The sequence below is a fragment of the Acinetobacter sp. AR_0276 genome (assembly GCF_003000705.1).
GTDB classification, from domain to species: Bacteria; Pseudomonadota; Gammaproteobacteria; order Pseudomonadales; family Moraxellaceae; genus Acinetobacter; species Acinetobacter nosocomialis.
The window spans coordinates 2926389-2948569 of record NZ_PSQO01000004.1; the positions used below are offsets into that span (position 1 = coordinate 2926389).

14 protein-coding genes and 3 pseudogenes are annotated in these 22181 nt (G+C 38.9%); 11 read left to right on the forward strand and 6 right to left on the reverse strand.

Annotated elements, in window-relative coordinates; genetic code table 11:
• Nucleotides 1–89: 89 nt before the first annotated feature.
• The 4 genes from CSB87_RS14835 to CSB87_RS14850 all read left to right on the forward strand — a co-directional run bounded on the left by CSB87_RS14835 (nucleotide 90) and on the right by CSB87_RS14850 (nucleotide 2973).
• Nucleotides 90–608, forward strand: a complete 519-nt coding sequence (locus CSB87_RS14835) for a hypothetical protein (protein ID WP_002054381.1) — start codon at nucleotides 90–92, stop codon at nucleotides 606–608.
• A 61-nt stretch (nucleotides 609–669) separates the two neighbouring features.
• Nucleotides 670–1983, forward strand: coding sequence for a membrane protein (locus tag CSB87_RS14840; RefSeq protein ID WP_004710044.1), 1314 nt, complete (start codon nucleotides 670–672; stop codon nucleotides 1981–1983).
• Between the two features lie 85 nt (nucleotides 1984–2068).
• Nucleotides 2069–2722, forward strand: a complete 654-nt coding sequence (gene adk / locus CSB87_RS14845; protein ID WP_002054405.1) for an adenylate kinase — start codon at nucleotides 2069–2071, stop codon at nucleotides 2720–2722.
• Between the two features lie 71 nt (nucleotides 2723–2793).
• Nucleotides 2794–2973 carry a hypothetical protein gene (locus CSB87_RS14850; RefSeq protein WP_004888196.1) on the forward strand — a complete coding sequence of 60 codons (180 nt, stop codon included), beginning with the start codon at nucleotides 2794–2796 and terminating at the stop codon, nucleotides 2971–2973.
• Here CSB87_RS14850 and nth read toward each other — a convergent pair.
• Together nth and CSB87_RS14860 are read right to left on the reverse strand one after the other, a co-directional pair.
• Nucleotides 2970–3656 carry an endonuclease III gene (nth, locus tag CSB87_RS14855; protein ID WP_002054431.1) on the reverse strand — a complete coding sequence of 229 codons (687 nt, stop codon included), beginning with the start codon at nucleotides 3654–3656 and terminating at the stop codon, nucleotides 2970–2972. The two genes, CSB87_RS14850 and nth, sit on opposite strands and share 4 nt — an antisense overlap.
• Entirely contained in the window at nucleotides 3657–4448 is a 792-nt protein-coding gene (locus tag CSB87_RS14860) for an RnfABCDGE type electron transport complex subunit B (protein WP_002054379.1), read from the reverse strand.
• A 271-nt stretch (nucleotides 4449–4719) separates the two neighbouring features.
• On the opposite strand from CSB87_RS14860, the gene gdhA reads away from it, so the two are divergent.
• Nucleotides 4720–6123, forward strand: coding sequence for an NADP-specific glutamate dehydrogenase (gene gdhA, locus CSB87_RS14865; RefSeq protein WP_004888194.1), 1404 nt, complete (start codon nucleotides 4720–4722; stop codon nucleotides 6121–6123).
• 54 nt (nucleotides 6124–6177) lie between these two features.
• On the opposite strand, the gene CSB87_RS14870 is transcribed toward gdhA, so the two are convergent.
• The 4 genes from CSB87_RS14870 to lon all read right to left on the reverse strand — a co-directional run bounded on the left by CSB87_RS14870 (nucleotide 6178) and on the right by lon (nucleotide 11556).
• Nucleotides 6178–7287: an META and DUF4377 domain-containing protein gene (locus tag CSB87_RS14870; RefSeq protein WP_006581012.1), complete on the reverse strand. Its 1110-nt coding sequence runs from the start codon at nucleotides 7285–7287 to the stop codon at nucleotides 6178–6180.
• Nucleotides 7288–7457: 170 nt separating this feature from the next.
• On the reverse strand, nucleotides 7458–8234 hold the full coding sequence (locus tag CSB87_RS14875; RefSeq protein ID WP_004888192.1) for a dioxygenase: 777 nt from the start codon (nucleotides 8232–8234) through the stop codon (nucleotides 7458–7460).
• Between the two features lie 112 nt (nucleotides 8235–8346).
• A complete protein-coding gene (gene rlmH, locus CSB87_RS14880; protein WP_002054393.1) occupies nucleotides 8347–8826 on the reverse strand; it encodes a 23S rRNA (pseudouridine(1915)-N(3))-methyltransferase RlmH in 480 nt (159 codons plus the stop codon).
• A gap of 300 nt (nucleotides 8827–9126) precedes the next feature.
• Entirely contained in the window at nucleotides 9127–11556 is a 2430-nt protein-coding gene (gene lon / locus CSB87_RS14885; protein WP_004710036.1) for an endopeptidase La, read from the reverse strand.
• A gap of 785 nt (nucleotides 11557–12341) precedes the next feature.
• On the opposite strand from lon, the pseudogene CSB87_RS14890 reads away from it, so the two are divergent.
• The 6 genes and pseudogenes from CSB87_RS14890 to tpgA all read left to right on the forward strand — a co-directional run.
• Nucleotides 12342–13067: pseudogene (locus CSB87_RS14890) on the forward strand (ESPR-type extended signal peptide-containing protein); the annotation flags it as partial.
• Between the two features lie 73 nt (nucleotides 13068–13140).
• Nucleotides 13141–14285 (forward strand): IS3 family transposase gene (locus CSB87_RS14895; RefSeq protein WP_106105085.1). Its coding sequence is split into 2 segments (ribosomal slippage): nucleotides 13141–13405 and nucleotides 13405–14285, totalling 1146 coding nucleotides; the frame shifts between segments, so codons are not numbered across the junction.
• Between the two features lie 62 nt (nucleotides 14286–14347).
• Nucleotides 14348–16948, forward strand: a pseudogene (locus CSB87_RS14900) (hypothetical protein); the annotation flags it as partial.
• A 75-nt stretch (nucleotides 16949–17023) separates the two neighbouring features.
• Nucleotides 17024–18232, forward strand: coding sequence for an IS256-like element ISAba26 family transposase (locus CSB87_RS14905; protein WP_000343018.1), 1209 nt, complete (start codon nucleotides 17024–17026; stop codon nucleotides 18230–18232).
• Between the two features lie 96 nt (nucleotides 18233–18328).
• Nucleotides 18329–21205 (forward strand): annotated as a pseudogene (locus CSB87_RS14910) (YadA-like family protein); the annotation flags it as partial.
• A gap of 60 nt (nucleotides 21206–21265) precedes the next feature.
• On the forward strand, nucleotides 21266–22045 hold the full coding sequence (gene tpgA, locus CSB87_RS14915) for a trimeric autotransporter adhesin/peptidogylcan-associated protein TpgA (RefSeq protein WP_006582062.1): 780 nt from the start codon (nucleotides 21266–21268) through the stop codon (nucleotides 22043–22045).
• The last annotated feature ends 136 nt before the right edge of the window (nucleotides 22046–22181 follow it).

Genomic DNA, 22181 nt, shown 5'->3' on the forward strand with positions numbered 1-22181 from the left:
ATATAAGAAGCAAAATAATTCTGTTAAAGTCTCTCATTCAATAGAATAGGGTTGTTCTCACCATACGATTAGGGAAAATGGAGAAAATAATGAGAAAAATTTATCCCTTACTTGCAGTTTTGACAGTAAGTAGTTGGGCTCATGCTCAAGATTATTCATTTCTTCCAGAAGCAAAATTAGCAGATCATAAAGCAGCAACTTGGAATGTAGGCGCAGGTTTTACTCAAAAATTGTTACATCTCAATGGTGAGTGGGTAAATCCTTATGGGATTGCTTATGCAAAAGTTGGTGCATTTTTAAATGGTGATAAAACTGCCGGTGGACAAGTCGGATTTCGCTATCCTTACTACCTTACCGGAACTGATAAGAATGGTTACTATATTGGCTTTTATGCTGGACATCTTGATAGCAAATCTGTAGACGGAGATTATAAATCTCGTTTAGGTGCTGGCGTCGATTTGGCATATGTATTGTTGAATTCAGAAAGGATTAGTACCTTTAGTGTGGGTATTGGAGCAGCTGAAAAATTAACTGATCAAAATGGAGCCGTTGCTGCCAATACAAAACCGCAAATACAATTTTCTTATTCTCTAAGTTTTGGTTTATAAAACAAAGCAGCTTATCGTTAACTCGCCATAAGCAGAGCACAAATAAATACGAGAGTCTTACATGTTAGAGTACGTCAGCGGATTGTGGCAGACCTTTTTACACAGACCTGATTTTTGGGCCGTTTTGAGTATCATTCCGGTCACTGCCTTTGTCACATGGGCACATGTGTGGATGGCTTTAAAAATGGTGTTTTACCCAATCAAGTTTTGGGGATTCCATTTAGGACCTTTACCAGTCGGCTGGCAAGGTATTGTGCCACGTAAAGCAGGGCGTATCTCAGGAATTATTACCGATAATACTCTATCTAAGTTAGGCTCTTTACGTGAGTTTTTAGAGGCAATGGACCCTGAAGACATGGCACGTATTATTGGTGAACAAGTCGGATTTGAACTTGAGCATTTGATTGATGAAGTGATGATCGATCGTAATGCAGTGCTTTGGGAAAATTTACCTTATTCGATTAAACGCCGTATTTATGCTCAAGCACATAAGCAGTTACCAGGTGTGCTAAGAGAATTAGTAACTGAACTGACCATGAATGTCGAGTCACTGGTTGATATGCGTGAAATGGTGGTGAGCCAAATGGAAGGTGACCGCCGTTTAATGGTACGTATGTTTTTAAAAGTTGGGCAAAAAGAAATCAACTTTATTTGGCATATTAGTGCTCTAATCGGGATGTTCTTCGGTATTTTCCAGATGGTTGTCTGGTTTGTTGTACCTTGGCATTGGACGGTACCATTTTGGGCATCTATTTGGGGCTTTTTAACCAACTGGATTGCAATCTGGATGGTATTTAACCCAATTGAGCCACATTACGTTCGTTATCCGCAAATATTTAGATTAACCAAAGATCGCAAGTTCCCTTGGATTGTGCCTGTTTTACGAATCGGTACCTATAATTTCCAAGGTGCTTTCATGAAGCGTCAAGAAGAAGTCTCTGAAGTCTTTTCTAGTGTAGTGACAGAAGACCTAATTACGTTAAAATCGATTATGACAGAAATGATGTACGGTTCACGCAAGGACAAAACACGTCGTATTGTTAAACGTCATATTAACGAAATTATGGAAACTCCACTTGTTCGTACATCTTTACAGCTTTCTTTGGGCCCAAGAGAGTACGCAAGATTAAAGACGGACTTGATTGATCGTTCAATTGAAATTACGATGGGACCCGTATGTGACCCTGCACTGAATGCAAGCCGGGCACAGAAGATTTTTCAAATGTTTAAAGAGCGTATTCGTGAACTGACACCAAAAGAGTTTCAGAATTTGTTACGTCCAGCATTCCAAGAGGACGAGTGGATTCTTATTGTACTAGGTGGGGTAACCGGATTTATTGCTGGTACAATACATTTGTTTGTGGCTTTCTTATAATTCGAAGTCGGGCAGGATCTATCAGGATCAACGAAATTAAATCTGCCAGACCTCACATTCATTGTTTTAAATGAGGATGTTTTTTATGCGCATTATCTTACTCGGACCACCTGGGGCAGGCAAAGGTACTCAGGCTCAGTTGATCTGTAAGCGCTACAATATCCCACAAATTTCAACCGGTGATATGCTCCGTGCTGCAATTCGTGAAGGTACTGAATTAGGTTTAAAAGCTAAAAGTGTAATGGAATCTGGCGGTTTAGTTTCAGATGAACTCATTATTGGTTTAGTAAAAGAACGTATTGCTCAACCGGACTGCGTGAATGGTTGTATTTTTGACGGCTTCCCACGCACGATTCCTCAAGCAGAAGCATTGGAAAAAGAAGGCATCAGCATCGATCACGTGATTGAAATTGATGTACCTGACGAAGAAATCGTAAAACGTCTTTCTGGTCGCCGTCAGCACCCAGCTTCTGGCCGTGTTTACCACACTGTATACAATCCACCTAAAGTGGAAGGTAAAGATGACGAAACTGGTGAAGATCTTGTTCAACGTCCAGATGACCAAGAAGAAACCATCCGTAAGCGTCTAGCGTCTTATCATACTGAAACAGAGCAATTAGTTGGTTTCTATCAAGGCCGTGCTGCTTCTGGTGAAAATGCGCCAACTTATGACAAGCTTGATGGCTTGCGCACTATTGAAGATGTACAAAAAGATTTGTTCAACATCTTAGACAAATAATTTAATATTATTTGTGATAAAGAGCCCTCTTTATGAGGGCTCTTTTCTTTCATTGAGTGCGGGAGAACGATATGAAAATCATTTTGTTTTTAGTGGTATTGCTGAGTCTGGCACTATTGTTATTTTTACTATATCAAAGTCAAAAAATGTTGCGTCATGTGCAGAAACAACAGGCTTTGGAAAATAAAAAGAACGGACGAGAACGTCAACTACATCCCAAATTGCAGCAGCTTAAAAAACCTCAGGATTAACTGAGGTTTTTTGTTGGAATTGCTTTTGTGGCGCCAAATTCAAAGCGGTCTGGCCAGTTACATACATCAGCAACAACACACTCGAAACATTTCGGTTTACGGGCAATACAGCAATAACGGCCATGTAATATCAGCCAGTGGTGTGCATCTATAATAAATTCTTTTGGAATTACCTTAACTAAACGGTGTTCAACTTCAAGAACATTTTTACCTACTGCTAAGCCAGTACGATTTCCCACACGGAAAATGTGTGTGTCGACAGCCATAGTTGGTTGCCCGAATGCTGTATTTAAAACCACGTTGGCTGTTTTACGACCTACACCTGGTAAAGCTTCCAAGTCTTTTCGATTACTTGGAACTTCGCCGTTAAATTGCTCCATTAAAATCTTACAGGTCTTAATAACATTTTCAGCTTTCGCGTTATAAAGGCCAATGGTCTTTATATATTCTTTTAAGCCGTCTACACCTAAGTTATAGATTTTTTCAGCAGTATTGGCGACAGGATAAAGCTTATCTGTTGCTTTGTTTACGCTAACATCGGTTGCTTGTGCCGATAACATGACGGCAATTAATAATTCAAAAGGTGATGAATATTTTAATTCGGTTTCTGGAGAAGGTCTTTGTTCACGAAGGCGTTCAAAGAAAATTTGAATCTGCTTTTTCGTCATGTTTTTGACGGCCATTCAGACCTCCTGTAATTGAATGAGTTGCTGTTGTAGTTCATCAAGTTGAAGACGTTTTTTTGCATCTTCTCGAACACTGAGCTGCTTTTCCAACTTTTTAATTTGTGTGCGAATTTTAGCTAATTCAATCGTAGTTTTTGCATCATTTACAACCGCTTCTTTTGGCTTCTCAATGATTTGAATTGAAGGTAAATCATCAAGTGCTTGAGAAAACTGTGCAAAAAGTTGTGTATCGATTTCAGCGCGTACAACAGGCCCTTTACGATGTATACGACGTTTTTCTTCGCGTTGAATATGCGCGTAGTAACGTTGTCTTAAATCATCTTGCTCTGCAATGCGCTGTTGTTCGTTCGGCAAAGCTTGAGTGTCTTCGACCAGATCAATACAGTCAACTGGGCAGGGTGGAATACATAACTCACAACCTGTACACAAATCAGTCAAGATGGTATGCATGAGCTTACCACTACCAATAATGGCATCTACAGGACAAGCATTAATACATTTTGTACATCCGATACATTCGTCTTCGCGAATAATCGCTTTCATGCGTTGCGGGCGTCCATCGGCTTGTACAGGCCAGACACTTGTTTCAGCAGGTAACGATGAACGATTTAATAATTTTGCGAGCGCATCTGCCACTGGCTGTCCACCAGGAACACATTTATTTGCTTCTTCACCTTCAGCAATGGACTTTGCGTAAGGTAGACAGCCGTCACGGTGTCCACATAAACCACATTGTGTTTGTGGTAATAACGCATCAATCTCGCGTATGAGAGAAATAGATGGATTCATAGAGGAAAATAGCTTGCTTAAAACGATGCGATAATGAAGAAAAACCTAAGTAAGGTCAATGGATTTTAACGAATTTATTGGCTTTTTGATTGACCTAAAATGTAGCTAATATTGCACAATAATAGATCAATAAAACTGAAAAGATAAATGACTATTTTTGATTTTTAGATAGTTTTTCTAAAATTAAGTTTATGATAATTAAGTAAAATAAAATAATTTAAAATAACTATTGTTAAAATTGATGGAAAGGGATTTAATATTTTGCTGCTAAATGATGCATTTTAAAATGTATTGCACCAATTTAATTCATTACTATGCTGAGGACCGTGCATTGAAATATAACAATCTGAATGAATTCCTGAATTACGTGCAAGCGCGTGATCCGCATCAACCTGAGTTTTTACAAGCTGTCGAAGAAGTCATGACAAGTTTGTGGCCATTCATTGAAAAAAATCCGGAATATGCAGAGCAGGGATTGTTAGAGCGTTTGGTTGAACCTGAGCGTGTGATTCAATTTCGTGTTTCATGGATGGATGATCAAGGGCAGACTCAAGTAAACCGTGCTTTCCGTGTTCAATACAATTCAGCAATTGGTCCATTCAAGGGCGGTATGCGTTTCCATCCGTCGGTCAACCTATCTATTTTAAAATTTTTAGGATTTGAGCAAACTTTTAAAAACTCACTGACTACTTTGCCGATGGGTGGAGGAAAAGGAGGTTCAGATTTTGACCCTAAAGGTAAATCTGATGCTGAAATTATGAGGTTCTGTCAGGCACTCATGATTGAGCTTTACCGTCATTTAGGTCCCAATACCGATATTCCAGCTGGAGATATTGGCGTGGGTGCGCGTGAAGTAGGCTACATGGCTGGCATGATGAAAAAGCTCAGTAATGACACGGCATGTGTATTTACTGGTAAAGGAATTTCATTTGGCGGTAGCTTAATGCGTCCGGAAGCAACAGGTTATGGTACGGTTTATTTTGCAGAAGAAATGCTAAAAACACGTGGGCTATCTTTTGCTGGTAAAACTGTTTCAGTATCTGGTTCTGGTAACGTTGCGCAATATGCGGCAGAGAAGGCAATGTTCTTAGGTGCGAAAGTGGTTACCTTGTCAGACTCGAACGGTACTGTTTATCTAAAAAATGGCTTTACAGATGAGTTGCTTGCTGAGGTCATGGAGCTGAAAAACGTTAAGCGTGGGCGTATTTCGGAGTTTGCTTCTAAGCATGGTTTTGAATATTTTGAAGGTAAAACCCCTTGGCATATTCCTGTAGATATTGCTTTACCATGTGCTACACAAAATGAATTAACAGGCGAAGATGCTAAAACACTTATTGCTAATGGTGTCATTTGTGTAGCTGAAGGCGCTAACATGCCATCTACACTTGAGGCAGTTGAGCATTTTATTGAAGCTAAGATTTTATATGCCCCTGGTAAAGCATCTAATGCAGGTGGTGTGGCAACTTCTGGCTTAGAAATGTCCCAAAATGCAATTCGTTTGGGCTGGACACATGCTGAAGTCGATGAACGCTTACATGCAATTATGAAAGATATTCATGCCAACTGTGTTAGATATGGTACAAAAGAAGACGGTACTGTGAACTATGTAGATGGTGCCAATATTGCCGGCTTTGTAAAAGTTGCTGATGCGATGCTTGCACAAGGTATTTATTAAAATATAGAAATAAAAAATCCGATGCTTATGCATCGGATTTTTTTAGTCTAAAAATTATTTTTTAGGCTTTTTAACCATTTCTTGCTCTACAATCATATCTAACACATCTGCTTGGCTAGATTGATCAGCTGCTGGGTTTTTCACTTCAAAACGTTTTACACGTAAGATTACGCGTTGGTTTGGATTGTGTTCAAAACCTTCGATTTGACCATAATATAATGACCAGTTTTTGTCGGCATAAGTTTTTACGCCTTTGTCATCATATTTAACTTCACGAACTTGCAAACAAGTTTGTGGCGCAACACCCGTACAAGATTTAGTTTCTGGTGCTACTTCAAGGAAAACAGTTTTACCTTCAGACTGGTATTTTGCTTCAGGTGTCATTTTACCTGTGAAAGTATATTTCTGACCTTGAGCATCAAGGATTGTTAATGTTGGTTGATCAGCATTTGTCGTATTAAGCTCAAATGGAATCGCACGTTTTTGGAACAGGCTACTAGAGAATTGTTCCTGTTTCATTAACGCAGGTTCACACGCCATCATTGTCGACATGACATCAGCAGTTACGATAGTATTGTTTTCAACTTTCCAAGTTGTACCTTGGCGGTTACAACCTGTTGCGATAGACAAACGGTCGTTTGTGAAGTTAAGAACGATCGGCTTTTTAGTATTTTCAGGTTGATATGCCCATGAATAATCAGTTAAAGCTTGAGTATTAGTTGCTTTTACGCCTTGGAAAATATGCTTTTGACCTGCTTTATCTGTCACGCTTAAGATTACCTGACCATTGCTATTACTAATTTCGATTGGCAATTTTGCTTCACTAAAGATGCTATTAGACAATTGTTCTTGTTTCATTAAATCGTCTTGGCAAGCCATCATTGTCGATGCGAGAGGAGAGGTTACAAGTTGGTTGCCTTCAACTTTCCAAGTACCACCTTGACCATTACAACCTGTGTTAATTGCTAATTTACCATCTGCATTAAAATTAAGAACAAGTGGCTTAGAAGCTTTTACATTTTGATAAGTCCAAGCATATTCATTTAAAGTTGCTGCAAGATTTTGTTGTTGCTCAGATACAATTGGAGCTTGAGTATTTGAAACTGTTTGACACGCCATCAAAGAAAAAGGTAACAACGCAAGAATTAAATATTTAATTTTCATTTAAAAAACTTCAAGTAAAAAAACAACAGCACTAAGCTTAAAACATTCTTAAAAAAATAAAATGTAAACATATGATTGTTTCGGTTTTTAAAATGTATAAGTTTGTAAATTATTCGAATTTTTAATAAAAATAGTGGTATACCCCGCAAAAACGGGGTATTTCCTAAAAATTAATCAAAACGGTATATATCCATACCTAACGAGCCCATTGTGAAGCTGCTATGAACAATCGTAAAACGATGGCCAGTTCCCATTGCAAAAAATAACGGTGCAAAATGTTCAAGAGTTGGATGATTACGTTTTATATAAGGTAATGATTGCCATTCCAACACGCCATCGTAATCTTGATGAGAAAGTTTATTAACAACAGTATTTCTAAACGTTGAAGCCCATTCAGGAACTTTTGAACTATCACCTTGCCATGACAATTCAGCAAGATTATGGGTAATACTTCCAGAACCAATCAGTAAAATTTGCTTTTCACGTAAAGGCGCAAGTGTTTGCCCAATTCTATAAATTTCTTGTGCGCTTAAGCTCATTGGTAAGGAAATCTCAACAACAGGAATGTCTGCATCTGGATACATATGTAAAAGAGGCATCCATACACCATGGTCGCGAGGGCGGGTACTATTGGCATGAGCAACGAAGTGAGCATCTGCCAACAACTTTAAGATTTCTTCGGCAAGTTCTGGTTGACCTGGTGCGCTATAGCGAATCTCATACAACTCTGGCGGGAAACCACGGAAGTCATGCCATGTTTCTGGACGTGTTGAACTACTTACTTCAAGCGCTTTACTTTCCCAATGAGCAGACATCACGATGATTGCCTTTGGGGTAGGTAGATTCACACTAAGGCGATGTAAGGCAGGGCCCACTTGTTCTGGATCAAGTGCAAGCATGGGTGAACCATGTGAAATAAACAGTCCGGGAAGGGTTTGTAGTTCCATTTCATTACACCTGAGTTGAAAAGCAGAATAATAGTCATTATGCCAAAATCAGGACATGTTAAAAGTATCCTGATTTCAACGGATTGTTCTTAAAATGAAACGTTTGTTCTTTTTATGCACGGTGGTAAGGATGATTATGATTAATAGACATCGCTCGGTAAAGTTGTTCGATTAATAAAACACGAACTAAAGGATGAGGCATGGTAAGTTTTGAGAGTGACCAATGCCAGGCAGCAGCTTTACGTACCTGATCAGACAAGCCATCTGGGCCACCAATAGCCAGTGCAACATCATTACCTTCAAGCATCCATTGTTTCATGGTGTCAGCCAGCTTTTCTGTACTAAGTTCGCGTCCGCCAACTTCTAAAGCAATAAGTGTCTCGTTGGGCTTTAAAGCATTTAAAATACTTTCACCTTCAATTTGGCAGTATTTTAAAATATCTGCTTCTGAGTCATTTTTGCCGCGTTTTGCCATTGGAAGTTCAATCACTTGAGTCTGAACGAAAGGTTGGATGCGTTTGAAATAATCTTCAAAACCAGTAAGTACCCAAGCAGGCATTTTTTGACCAATGGTCAGAATACGAATTTTCATGTGGTCTATTCAGTCAAAACAGCTGACGTATTATACCTGAGGAGACAATAACTGCGGGGGAGTAAGTGAGCATAAAAAACGCAGTCCAAAAAACAGTGTTGGACTGCGATCAAATGATCATCTGTCTGGAGTTCAGATGATCATAGAGAATAAAAACAAGGCTATCTGTAACATAAGATAGATAAGAGTAAATAATAAAATTAATCACTCTTACTTCTTATTATGAGGATGGTTGGATATTTTTCAATCAAATTATGTAACAAAAAAAAGAGAGCCGAAGCTCTCTTTTTTATTTTTTAATTAGTGACGTGCTGCTTTTGAGCCTTCCACCGGTTTTACAATCGGTGTTTTTGGTAAAGGCTTTGGCATTGAAGTTAATGCTAAAGGCAAGATCTCATCAATACTTTTCACAGCTTTGATTTCTAATCCTTCTTTCACATTGTCAGGGATCTCTGCCAAATCACGAACGTTATCTTGAGGAATAAAGACAAGCTTAATTCCACCACGATGTGCAGCAAGAAGTTTCTCTTTCAAGCCACCGATACGCATCGCACGACCACCAAGACTTGTTTCACCTGTCATCGCGATGTCTGGACGAATCGCAATACCAGTAAATGCTGATACAAGTGCAGTTGTTAATGCCAAACCAGCAGATGGTCCATCTTTTGGAGTTGCACCTTCAGGTAAGTGAACGTGTACATCAGTTTCTTCAAAACGAGATGCTTCAATACCAAGTTCATCAGCACGTGTACGTACTACAGTCATTGCTGCGGTAATTGATTCTTTCATTACGTCACCGAGTGAACCGGTTGTAATAAATTTACCTTTACCTTTAACAGCTGCAACTTCAATAGTAAGTAACTCGCCGCCTACAGAAGTCCATGCCAAACCATTTACACGGCCTACTTGTGCTTCATCTTCAGCAATACCAAAGTCAAATTTATGTGGACCTAGGTATTCAGGAAGATTGGCAGAGGTAACATCAAGCTGTAAGTTTTTAGATTTTTTACTTACGGCTTCTTTTACCACTTTACGCGCAATCTTAGAAACTTCACGTTCTAAACTACGAACACCAGCTTCACGTGTATAACGTTGAACAATGTCACGAATCGCTTCTTCATGAATTGTTAACTCTTTTGGACGTAATCCGTTGTTCTTAATTGCTTTAGGAACAAGGTAGCGTTCAGCAATGTTTACTTTTTCATCTTCGGTATAACCCGGTAGACGAATGACTTCCATACGGTCAAGTAATGCTTCTGGAATATTCATACTGTTCGCAGTACAAATAAACATTACTTCAGAAAGGTCAAGATCAAGATCTAAATAATGATCGTTGAACTTACTGTTTTGTGATGGATCAAGTACTTCAAGCAATGCAGAAGCTGGATCACCACGGTAATCTTGTGCCATCTTGTCAATTTCGTCGAGTAAGAACAATGGGTTCTTCACGCCAACTTTTGTTAAAGACTGCACAATTTTACCTGGCATCGCACCAATATAAGTACGACGGTGTCCACGAATTTCTGCTTCGTCACGTACGCCACCAAGCGCCATGCGAACAAATTCACGACCTGTTGCTTTAGCTACTGATTCACCGAGTGAAGTTTTACCAACCCCAGGAGGACCTACTAAACAAAGGATAGGACCTTTGAGTTTTTTCACACGTGATTGAACAGCTAAGTATTCAACAATACGGTCTTTAACATCATCAAGACCATAGTGGTCAGCATCAAGAATTTCTTGAGCTTTATTTAAGTTAATACTGACTTTACTTGCTTTGTTCCACGGCGTATCTAAAATCACTTCTAGATAGTTACGTACCACAGCAGCTTCACTAGATGCAGGCTGCATTGCTTTAAGTTTGCGGAACTCAGCTTCGGCTTTTTTACGTACGTGTTCAGGTAAATCAGCTTCAGCAAGACGTTTCTCAATTTCAGCAACGTCATCTTCAGCACCGCCATTCATATCGGAAAGCTCACGTTGAATGACTTTCATTTTTTCATTTAGAAAGTATTCACGTTGGTTCTTTTCCATTTGGCGTTTTACGCTGTCATGTAAAGTTTGCTCAATTTGCTGTTCAGCAGATTGATTCATCAAGTAGTTCATCAACTCTTGCAAATGAGCTTCAAACTCATCGTACTCTAAAAATTTCTGTTTAATTTCAATATTTAGAGGTACACGAGTTGCTACGAAGAACATCAATTGCAATAAGTCTTCGATTTTATTGGCAGCAGCTACCAGTTCACGTGCATTACGTAATTTTGCTTCTGCATATTGAGCAAATAGGTTACGTAACTCTTGTAAACGAGTTTCTTGAGTTGCCTTATCTACATTAATAGTCATTGGGCTTAAATCATGTTCAGCAGTCAAATAACTATCTTCATCGATAATTTTTGTGAGCTTAGAACGATGTAAGCCTTCAATAAGTACTTTAATGCAGTTTTCATCATTTTCATGATTAACTACTTGTACAATCTTAGCGACTGTACCGTACTGGTATAAATTGTCGTGATCAATTTCTTCTGTAAGCGAATCTTTTTGCGCAACTACAAATACTAAATTGTCACTGTTACGAGCCACATCAACTGCATTGATCGATTTTTCACGACCCACGAATAGCGCAATTTGCATGTGTGGATAAACCACCACATCACGTAAGGCTAATAGTGGTAATACACTTGGAACCTGAGGCTCTAAGTCAGTTTTTTCATTCATAATAAGTTCAGACATGGGCACTCCTAATGAGTGACAACGAGGTTGCCATGTTTTTTATAGTGATGTGTATTTTAAAAATTACAAGGGCATGACAATAGAAAATGTTGAAAAAAGGACTAATTTAGTCAACTTTTTTTTAAAAATGTTATGAATCAATAGATTAATTCTTAAGAAGAATGAAATTTTGTAGTGAAGCTGAGCATTTTTACTTAATAATTATACTTTTCCGTACAAGTAAGGCGGTCAGCTTTCAAAAAAACTTTATTTAGTTTTATTTTATAATAGGTATTTTTATTAAGTATATTTAAAATTTTATTTATTTTATAATTTATTATTAGTAGTATAAAAGCATTATTATTTATAATATACATGTGTATTTTAAATGGATGGTGATTACAGAATAATTATATTAATAGTAATATTTATTTTAGAGTTAATATTCTATTTTTAATAGAGTACAAGTGTATTTTAAAGAGTTTATTTCTTTATTAATTTTATAAAAAATAACCATATATTTAGAGTTATTATTCTATTTTAAAATAAATTTACAAATTATTAACACAATAGAGATAATATGATTTGCTTTTAAAATATATTAATAAATTCAAGTAATTAAAAATTAATCAATATTTTTGTTTTGTGAATTTTGTCTCACTTTTTCATAAATTTAAAGGATCTAATGTTTACCCCTTAAATTTATTCAATTAGGATGCCGCCTCTTTTTTTTGGTCAAATTTTTTTAAAAATGTATTTCTACATTTTTATTGACCTTTAATTTTGGTATTTGTCTGAGAAGTTTTATGAATAAAGTTTATAAGGTCATTTGGAATGCTTCAATTGGAGCATGGGTTGCAACATCTGAAATTGCAAAAGGTAAAACAAAGACTAAATCAAAAACTTTAAATGTATCAGCGGTAGTTTTAACAAGTGTAATTAGTTTTGCTCCAAATGCTTTCGCAGGGACAAATACCGAAGGGGGAGTAGGTCAAGGAACCTCTATTTCAGGTACAACTTCATGTCGTGAGGGGAATGCGAGTACAGCCAATGAAAAAGATGTTGCTATTGGTTGTGGAGCTCAAACACAAGACAGAATGGGCTCTAACATCGCAAACCGTAATAATCCTTATAATAATTCTACTGGTGCTTATGCTGGTGCAATGAAACAAGGCGGTGCGATCAGTGTGGGTACTGGCGCTGTAGTTGAGAAAGGTTTAGGTACCGCAATTGGTTCTTATGCGACAACTCAAGGTATTTCAGGCGTAGCAATTGGGACTGGAGCTTTGTCTTCTGGAAATACTGCTCTTGCACTTGGACGACAATCTGCCGCGACTGCTGATTTTTCTCAAGCCATTGGTAATGTTGCAGCTGCTACCGGTAAAGGCTCTTTAGCAATTGGTCACTCGGCAACTGCAGAAGGTTACCGTTCAATTGCAATTGGTTCGCCAGATATTGAAAATGCTGACCCAGTTGCGGGGCAAGCAGGTGCTGCTTACCAACCTAAAATGGCAACAAAAGCAACGGGTAGAGGTGGATCAGGAAATTTGAACAACACTTATAAGTGATATTTTGCTCCCCAAATGATGTTATAAACATCAATATATGGAGTATTTTATGGCACATAGACCAAGAAGAAATCATTCAAATGATTTTAAAGCTAAGGTAGCACTTGCTGCGATTAAAGCAGAAAAAACACTTGCTGAATTGAGTGCTGAATTTGATGTTCATCAAAACCAAATTATCGACTGGAAAAATCAACTGATTTCAGCTTCCTCGCAAGCTTTCGATCAATCAAAAGCTCCAACAGAACCACCCATCGATCTAAAAAAACTACATGCAAAAATCGGTGAGCAGGCATTAGAAATTGATTTTTTAGAAGGTGTGTTGAAGAAACTGGGCCGCTTCAACCACAAAAGTTAATCGATGACTCACTTCAGATTTCAGTATCTAAGCAAGCTCAGCTGCTGAAAGTCTCCCGTGGTTGTTATTACTATCGCCCAAAACCTGTGAGTGCATCAGATCTGAAGCTGATGCGGTGTATGGATGAGTTACATATGCAATACCCTTTTGCAGGTAGCCGTATGATGCGTGATTTGTTGAATCGTCAAGGACATCATATAGGACGACGTCATACACGTACTTTAATGAAGAAAATGGGCATTAATGCGTTATATTGCAAACCAAATTTAAGCCAGGCTAATCAAGCTCACCGCAAATATCCATATCTGCTCAAAGGATTGGCTATTCAGCGCAGTAATCAAGTGTGGTCTACGGATATAACGTATATCCCTATGGCAAAAGGCTTTGTTTATTTATGTGCTGTGATTGATTGGCATAGCCGCAAGGTACTTGCGCATAGAGTATCGATTAGTATGGAGGTTACATTTTGCATAGAAACATTAAATGAAGCTATTGAAAAATATGGTCGACCTGAAATATTTAATACAGACCAAGGCAGTCAGTTTACCAGTGATGCATTTATTGATGTATTGAAATCAAATGGCATTCAAATCAGTATGGATGGTAAAGGTCGATGGGTAGATAATGTGATGGTTGAACGATTATGGCGGAGCGTTAAATATGAAGAGGTGTATCTCAAAGCTTATAGCAGTGTCACAGATGCGAAAAAGCAATTGAGTGCATATTTTGAGTTTTATAATCTGAAACGACCTCATTCGAGTCTAGACAAAATGACACCAAATGAGTTTTACTATGATCAGCTACCCCAACAAAACAAGGTGGCTTAACTAGAGCGGAATATCACTTATAAATACGCTTTTAGTTGTTCAAACATGTGGGACCACCTCTGGGTAAAGACTCGATTGCTTTTGGGGGGGGTGCAGTAGCAACGGAAGAAAATGCTTTAGCGATTGGTGCATTTTCAGAGTCTAAAGGTAAAAAATCTGTTGCAATTGGTACAGGCGCAAAAGCACAAAAAGATAATGCGGTTGTAATTGGAGACCAAGCTGAGGCTACTTTTGATGGTGGTGTAGCAATTGGTAAAGGTGCCCGTTCAGAAGCAGAAAATAGTATTGCATTAGGTAAAGATTCAAAAGCAGTCCAAGCTACTGGTGAAAGTTTCTTAACTAAACAATCCGCTCCAACTGGTGTTTTATCAATTGGCGATGTGGGAAGTGAGCGCCGTATTCAAAATGTAGCAGATGGTGCAGCAGATTCTGATGCTGCCACTATACGTCAGTTAAAAGCAGCTCGTACTCACTATGTCAGTATCAATGATAATGGCCAGCAAGGTGGTAATTTTGAAAATGATGGAGCAACTGGACGTAATGCAATTGCTGTTGGGGTGAATACTTCGGCTACTGCTCGTGAGGCAATGGCGATTGGTGCATATGCACAAGCAGCAGGTTCTGGCGCAATTTCAATGGGAAGTAGCAGTCAAACAATTGGTCGTGGTGACGTTGCTATTGGACGTAATGCATCGACTAAAGGGGCAGAAGGAACGCCATCTGGCTATAGTAATCAGTCTATTGCGATTGGTGATCAGACGAAAGCAATTGGTGATCAGTCGGTAGCGATTGGTGCCGACGTGATTGCAAAAGGAAATTCATCAGTTGCGATTGGTGGCGATGATGTTGATAAAATCGCACGTGATGCTGAATTAAGTAAAACCTATACTGAAATTACTGGTGGAGTACTTAAGGCTGGCAGTTATCCAACTACGGAAGCTAATCATGGTTCAACTGCTGTTGGTGTTCAAGCGGTGGGTACAGGAGCATTCTCTTCAGCTTTTGGTATGACCTCTAAAGCAACTGGTGATGCTTCATCTGCTTTCGGTGTGATGTCTAATGCTTCGGGTAAAGGTGCTGCTGCATTCGGTGCTGTTGCACAAGCAACAGGTGATGGCGCATCGGCTATGGGTATTAACTCCTTAGCATCGGGTACAAATTCAACAGCAATTGGCTCTGGTAATACCCCAGGAGAAGGAGCGAAAGCGACGGGGAACAGCGCTGCAGCAATTGGTAGTGGTGCACAAGCAACAGGCGATAATTCAGCTGCAATTGGTAAAGGAGCTGAGGCTACAAACGAAAATGCTGCTGCTGTAGGCGGTGGTGCTAAAGCCAAGGGTAAAAATGCTGCAGCCATTGGTGGCGGTGCTATTGCCGATCAAGAAAATGCAGTTGCAGTTGGTCAAAGTGCTCAGTCATCAGTAGAAGGTGGTGTTGCTTTAGGCGCACGCAGTAAAGTAGAAGCTAAAAATAGTGTTGCTTTGGGTCAAGATGCTGTTGCAACTGAAGCGACAGGAAGTTCTTTCCTGACCAATCGTGATGCTTCTAAATCTAATGGTGTTATTTCTGTTGGATCAGCTGGAAAAGAACGCCGTATTACCAATGTAGAAGATGGCTCAGCTGACTCAGACGCAGTAACAGTACGCCAGCTTAAAAACGTTGATGGTCGTGTCACTCAAAATACAAGCAATATTGGTAAGAATGCCCAAAATATTACAAACTTAAATCAGAAGTTAGATGGTACAAAAACTGATCTAGGTAACCAGATTACCGAGACCAACACCAAGTTAAATACGACTAAAGATCAGTTAACAACTCAGATTAATGATACCAAGACCGAGTTAAACAACACGATTGGAAATACGAAAACTGAGCTGAATAGCAAAATCGACAGTACCAAGAGCGAGCTTGAAAACAAAGGTCTAAACTTTGCTGGCAATAGCGGAGCAGATGTCCACCGTAAACTTGGTGAGAAGCTCAACATTGTAGGTGGAGCAGCTGCATTAACTCCGGCGGCCAAGACCAGCGGTGAGAACGTTATTACCCGTACTACCAAAGATGGCATTCAGATTGAACTGTTAAAAGACTCGAAGTTTGACAGTGTCACTACGGGTAACACGACTTTAAACACAAATGGTTTGACGATTAAAGAAGGTCCAAGCATTACTAAAGACGGCATTAATGCGGGTAGTAAGAAAATTACCAATGTAGCTGATGGCGTCAACGCTAAAGATGCGGTGAATGTTGATCAGCTCACCAAAGTCAAAGAGAACCTAAATGGCAAAATCACTGATACCAATAATCAGTTAAATGATGCGAAAAAAGATTTGGGTAATCAGATCGCTGATACCAACAAAAATCTGAATGATGCCAAGAAAGATCTAGGTAACCAGATTACCGATACCAACACCAAGTTAAATACGACTAAAGATCAGTTAACAACTCAGATTAACGATACCAAGACCGAGTTAAACAACACGATTGGAAATACGAAAACTGAGCTGAATAACAAAATCGACAGTACCAAGAGCGAGCTTGAAAACAAAGGCTTGAACTTTGCTGGCAATAGCGGAGCAGATGTCCACCGTAAACTTGGTGAGAAGCTCAACATTGTAGGTGGAGCAGCTGCATCAACTCCGGCAGCCAAGACCAGCGGTGAAAATGGGACTGTTCTAAATTTTGTGTAAGTACTTAATTTTCATTTATCCTTCAGAGGATAATTACAAAAGGTACTTCACATGGATGAAGCAACAATCAAAAGTATGGCTGCCGAATTGGCTAAAGGTCTAAAAACACCAGAAGACTTAAACCAAATGACAGCAGTCTTTAAAAAATTCATGATTGAAACTGCACTCAATACTGAACTTTCAGACCATCTCGGTTATGAAAAGCATCAGCCCAAGAAAGGCTCAAATAGCCGTAATGGGTTTAGTTCTAAAACCATTACAACTCAAGATGGACAACTGGCTTTAGATATTCCCCGTGATCGAGAAGGTTCATTTGAGCCACAAATTATCAAAAAGCACCAAACACGCATCACCAGTATGGATGACCAAATCCTCTCACTGTATGCAAAAGGAATGACTAATAGGGAAATTGTAGCCTTCTTCAAAGAAATGTACGATGCCGATGTGTCAGCATCTCTCATCAGCAAAGTTACCGATGCTGTGATTGAGCAAGTGACTGAGTGGCAAAATAGAGCCTTAGATAGCCTTTATCCTGTTGTCTATCTTGACTGTATTGTTGTCAAAGTCCGTCAGCACTCCAATGTGATTAACAAGTCCGTATACCTTGCTTTAGGCATCAATATGGATGGGCAAAAAGAATTACTGGGTATGTGGATTGCTCAGACAGAAGGTGCCAAATTCTGGCTGTCAGTCATGACAGAGCTAAAAAATCGAGGAGTACAGGACATTCTTGTTGCCTGTGTAGATGGATTAAAAGGCTTCCCTGACGCGATAGCCTCTGTTTACCCTCATACTGATATTCAACTGTGTATCGTGCATGTTGTACGCAATAGCCTGAGATTTGTAAGCTGGAAAGACTACAAAGCTGTTACGTCGGGTCTGAAAGCGATTTATCAGGCAAGTACAGAGGAAAATGCTTTAAAATCCCTAGACATCTTCTGTGATCAATGGAATCACCAGTATCCCAAAATTGGAGAATCCTGGCGGGCCAATTGGGAAAATATCCGAACGATCTTTAGCTATCCAGCCGAAATACGTCATGCAATTTATACAACAAATGCGATTGAGTCGTTGAATAGCGTAATACGCCATTCAACGAAGAAAAGGAAAATCTTTTCATCTGATGACTCAGTAAAGAAGGTCATTTACTTAGCAACATCAAATGCTGCGAAGAAATGGACGATGCCAATTCAAAATTGGCGTTTAGCAATGAATTGGTTTACGATTCAGTTCGATGATCGATTAAAAGATCATTTATAAAAAATGGAACTTACACAAAATAATTTACAGGCTCGTGAAAATGTCATTACCCGTACTACCAAGGATGGCATTCAGATTGAACTGTTAAAAGACTCGAAGTTTGACAGTGTCACTACCGGTAATACAACTTTAAATACGAATGGCTTAACCATTAAAGAAGGTCCAAGCATTACTAAAGAAGGTATTAATGCTGGCGGCAAACAAATTACCAATGTTGCCGATGGCGTAAATGCTAAAGATGCAGTGAATAAAGGTCAGTTAGATGATCTTGCTGCCAAGCAAAATGCAACTGATGATGCAGCAGTGAAATACGATGATGCCAAAACCAAAGATAAAGTTACCTTAAAAGGTAAAGACGGTACGGTTTTAGATAACGTGAAAGCAGGCAACATTTCATCGACTTCAAAAGAAGCGGTAAATGGTAGTCAGATCCATAATATTTCAAACAGTATTAAAAACAGTATTGGTGGAAATACAGTTGTAAACCCAGATGGTAGCCTGACGACCAATAATATTGGTGGAACAGGTAAAAACAACATCAATGACGCAATCAAGTCTGTAGATGACAAAGTCACAAACGGTATTAAAGATGTTGAAAACAAAGGCCTGAACTTTGCTGCCAACAGTGGAGCAGATGTCCACCGTAAACTTGGTGACAAGCTTAATATCGTAGGCGGTGCGGATGCTTCAACTCCAGCTTCAAAAACAACCGGTGAGAACGTTATTACCCGTACTACCCAAGATGGCATTCAGATTGAACTGTTAAAAGACTCGAAGTTTGACAGTGTGACTACTGGCAATACCACTTTGAACAACAATGGTTTGACGATTAAAGACGGTCCAAGCATTACTAAAGAAGGTATTAATGCGGGTGGTAAACAAATTACCAATGTTGCCGATGGCGTAAATGCTAAAGATGCGGTGAATAAAGGCCAGTTAGATGATCTTGCTGCCAAGCAAAATGCAACTGATGATGCTGCAGTAAAATACGATGATGCCAAAACCAAAGATAAAGTTACCTTAAAAGGTAAGGACGGTACGGTTTTAGATAACGTGAAAGCAGGCAACATTTCAGCGACTTCAAAAGAAGCGGTAAATGGTAGCCAGATTCATAATATTTCAAACAGTATTAAAAACAGCATTGGTGGCAATACAGTTGTAAACCCAGACGGCAGCCTGACGACCAATAACATTGGTGGAACAGGTAAAAACAATATTAATGATGCAATTAGTGAAGTAAAAAATACTGCGACTAAAGCAAAAACGACTGTAACTGAAGGCGATAACATTGTTGTAAAACAATCTGTTAATAAAGATGGTAGTACTAACTACGAGGTAGCGACCAAGAAAGATCTAACTTTAGATAGCGTTACTACAGGCGATAGCATACTTACTAATAATGGCTTAACCATTAAAGATGGTCCAAGCATGACTAAAGATGGCATTAATGCTGGCGGTAAGAAAATTACTGATGTCGCGAACGGTGTAATTGCACAAAACTCTAAAGATGCTGTAAATGGCGGTCAGGTTCATAACATCTCAACAAGTATTAAAAATAGTATTGGTGGAAATACAGTTGTAAACCCAGACGGTAGTCTGACCACTAGCAACATTGGTGGCACGGGTAAAAATAATATCAATGATGCAATCAAGTCTGTAGATGACAAAGTCACAAATGGTGTAAATGACTTGACCCAAAAAGGGCTGAATTTTGGTGCAAATGACCAGAAAGCAACTCAGGGTAAAGCTGTCCATCGTAAGCTTGGTGACACCATTAATATTGTGGGTGGGGCTAATCCAGAAACTGCTGAAGATAAAACCAGCGGTGAAAACATTATTACTCGTACTACACAAGATGGCATCAAAATCGAGATGCTAAAAGATGTGAAGTTCGACAGTGTAAATGTTGGTGGTCATGTCTTGAATCAGCAAGGTCTTATCATTAAAGGTGGTCCAAGTATTACAGTAAACGGCATTAATGCAGGTGGTAAACAAATTACCAATGTTGCAGATGGTGTTAATGCAAAAGATGCAGTGAACAAAGGCCAGTTAGATAAGCAAATTAATGAAGTTAAAGATCAAATTGGTAAAGATATTGGCAAACTTTCTGATCATGCGGTGCAGTATGACAAAGATAAAAATGGCAATGTCGACAAGAACTCAGTCACTTTAGGTGGTGGAGATAAAGGTACCAATCTGAAAAATGTAGCTGATGGTAAAGTTGCTGAAGGTTCTAAAGACGCCGTAAATGGCGGACAATTATGGAATGTTCAAAATCAAGTCGATAAGAACTCGAATGATATTAAGAACATTCAAAACAACATCGACAACATTTCTAATGGTAAAGCCGGTTTAGTTCAACAGCAAAAACCAAATGGTGAAATCACGGTCGGTAAAGACACAGGTGGTACTAGCGTAAATATGGCTGGTAAAGACGGTGATCGAGTTGTTCAAGGTGTCAAAGATGGCGAGATTAAAGCTGGTTCAAACCAAGCTGTAAATGGTGGTCAGATTCACAATATTTCAAACAGTATCAAAAACAGTATTGGTGGAAATACAACTGTTAATAGTGATGGTTCAATTACGACTAAAAACATTGGTGGAACGGGCAAAGACAATATTAACGATGCCATTGGTACCTTAAATCAGTCGAACCAAGAATTGGGTAATAAAATTACCAATCTGGGTGATCAGTTACAACAAGTGTTCTATGACACCAATAAACGTATTGATGATGTTGAGAAGAAAGCCAATGCGGGTATTGCTGCTGCGATGGCCTTGGAAAATGCACCATTTGTAGCAGGTAAATATACCTATGCTGTAGGCGCTGCATATCATGGTGGTGAGAACGCAGTCGGTGTGACCTTACGTAAAACATCTGACAATGGTCGTTGGTCAATCACCGGTGGTGTGGCAGCAGCATCCCAAGGTGAGCCAAGCGTTCGTATTGGTATTAGTGGTGTTATTAACTAAGAAACTGGTTAGGAGAGTAGCAATGCTCTCCTTGCTCGACAGATTAAAGAGATTATAGAAATGAATAAAACAATCCAAAGCTTGGTCGTAGCAGCTTTTGCTGGTTTCGCGGTAACAACTTATGCAAATGAACCAGCTCAGCCACAGGAAATTCATTTTCCAGTGATTGAAAAAAGTTATTTGAAACAAGTAAAACGCTATGAATACCAAGATGTTGCTCGTTTAGACCAAGGGCTGAATAAAGACCAAATTCGAGCTTTACTGGGAAACCCACAGTTTAGTGAAGGACTTTTTGCAGTAAAAGTTTGGAATTATGTATTAGATGTCCGTGTTCCTAATACAAACCAGTATCAACGTTGCCAGTTACGTGTTGATTTTAATAAGCAATACTTAGCAGACCGCTTATCTTGGAAAGGTGAAGCATGTGAAGGTTTAGTTGCTTGGGGTGAAAATAATCAGGCATCAGCACATAGCACTGTAATTGCAGATCGTACAGCAAGCGTATTATTCGCTTTTGATCGATTTGATGTTAATGCTATTGAAGAGGGTGCTGATAGCATTATCAAAATTGCTGAGCAGATTAAGAAAAGCCAAACAACAAATCCTATTATTGTTTCAGGCTTTACAGATCGGTTAGGCAAATTTAGTTACAATCAGCAATTGTCATCACAACGTGCTAATACGGTTGCTAAATTATTGGTACAACAAGGTATTGAAGCAAGCCGAATACAAATACAGGCAAATAGCCAGACCGATTTATACAAGCAATGTAGCGGTAACAATAGTTCACAACTTATTCAATGTTTAGCACCAAATAGACGTGTTAATATAAGTTGGTAAAACGGTCTGTCACGGCAAAGTAATCATCCATAGGGTGGTTACTTTTTCGTTTTTAAGAGGCTAAAAAACCAAAAAAGGATATACTTAAATTTTTATATAAAAATCATCTTTCAAAATTATAAAAGTGTGGTGAGGT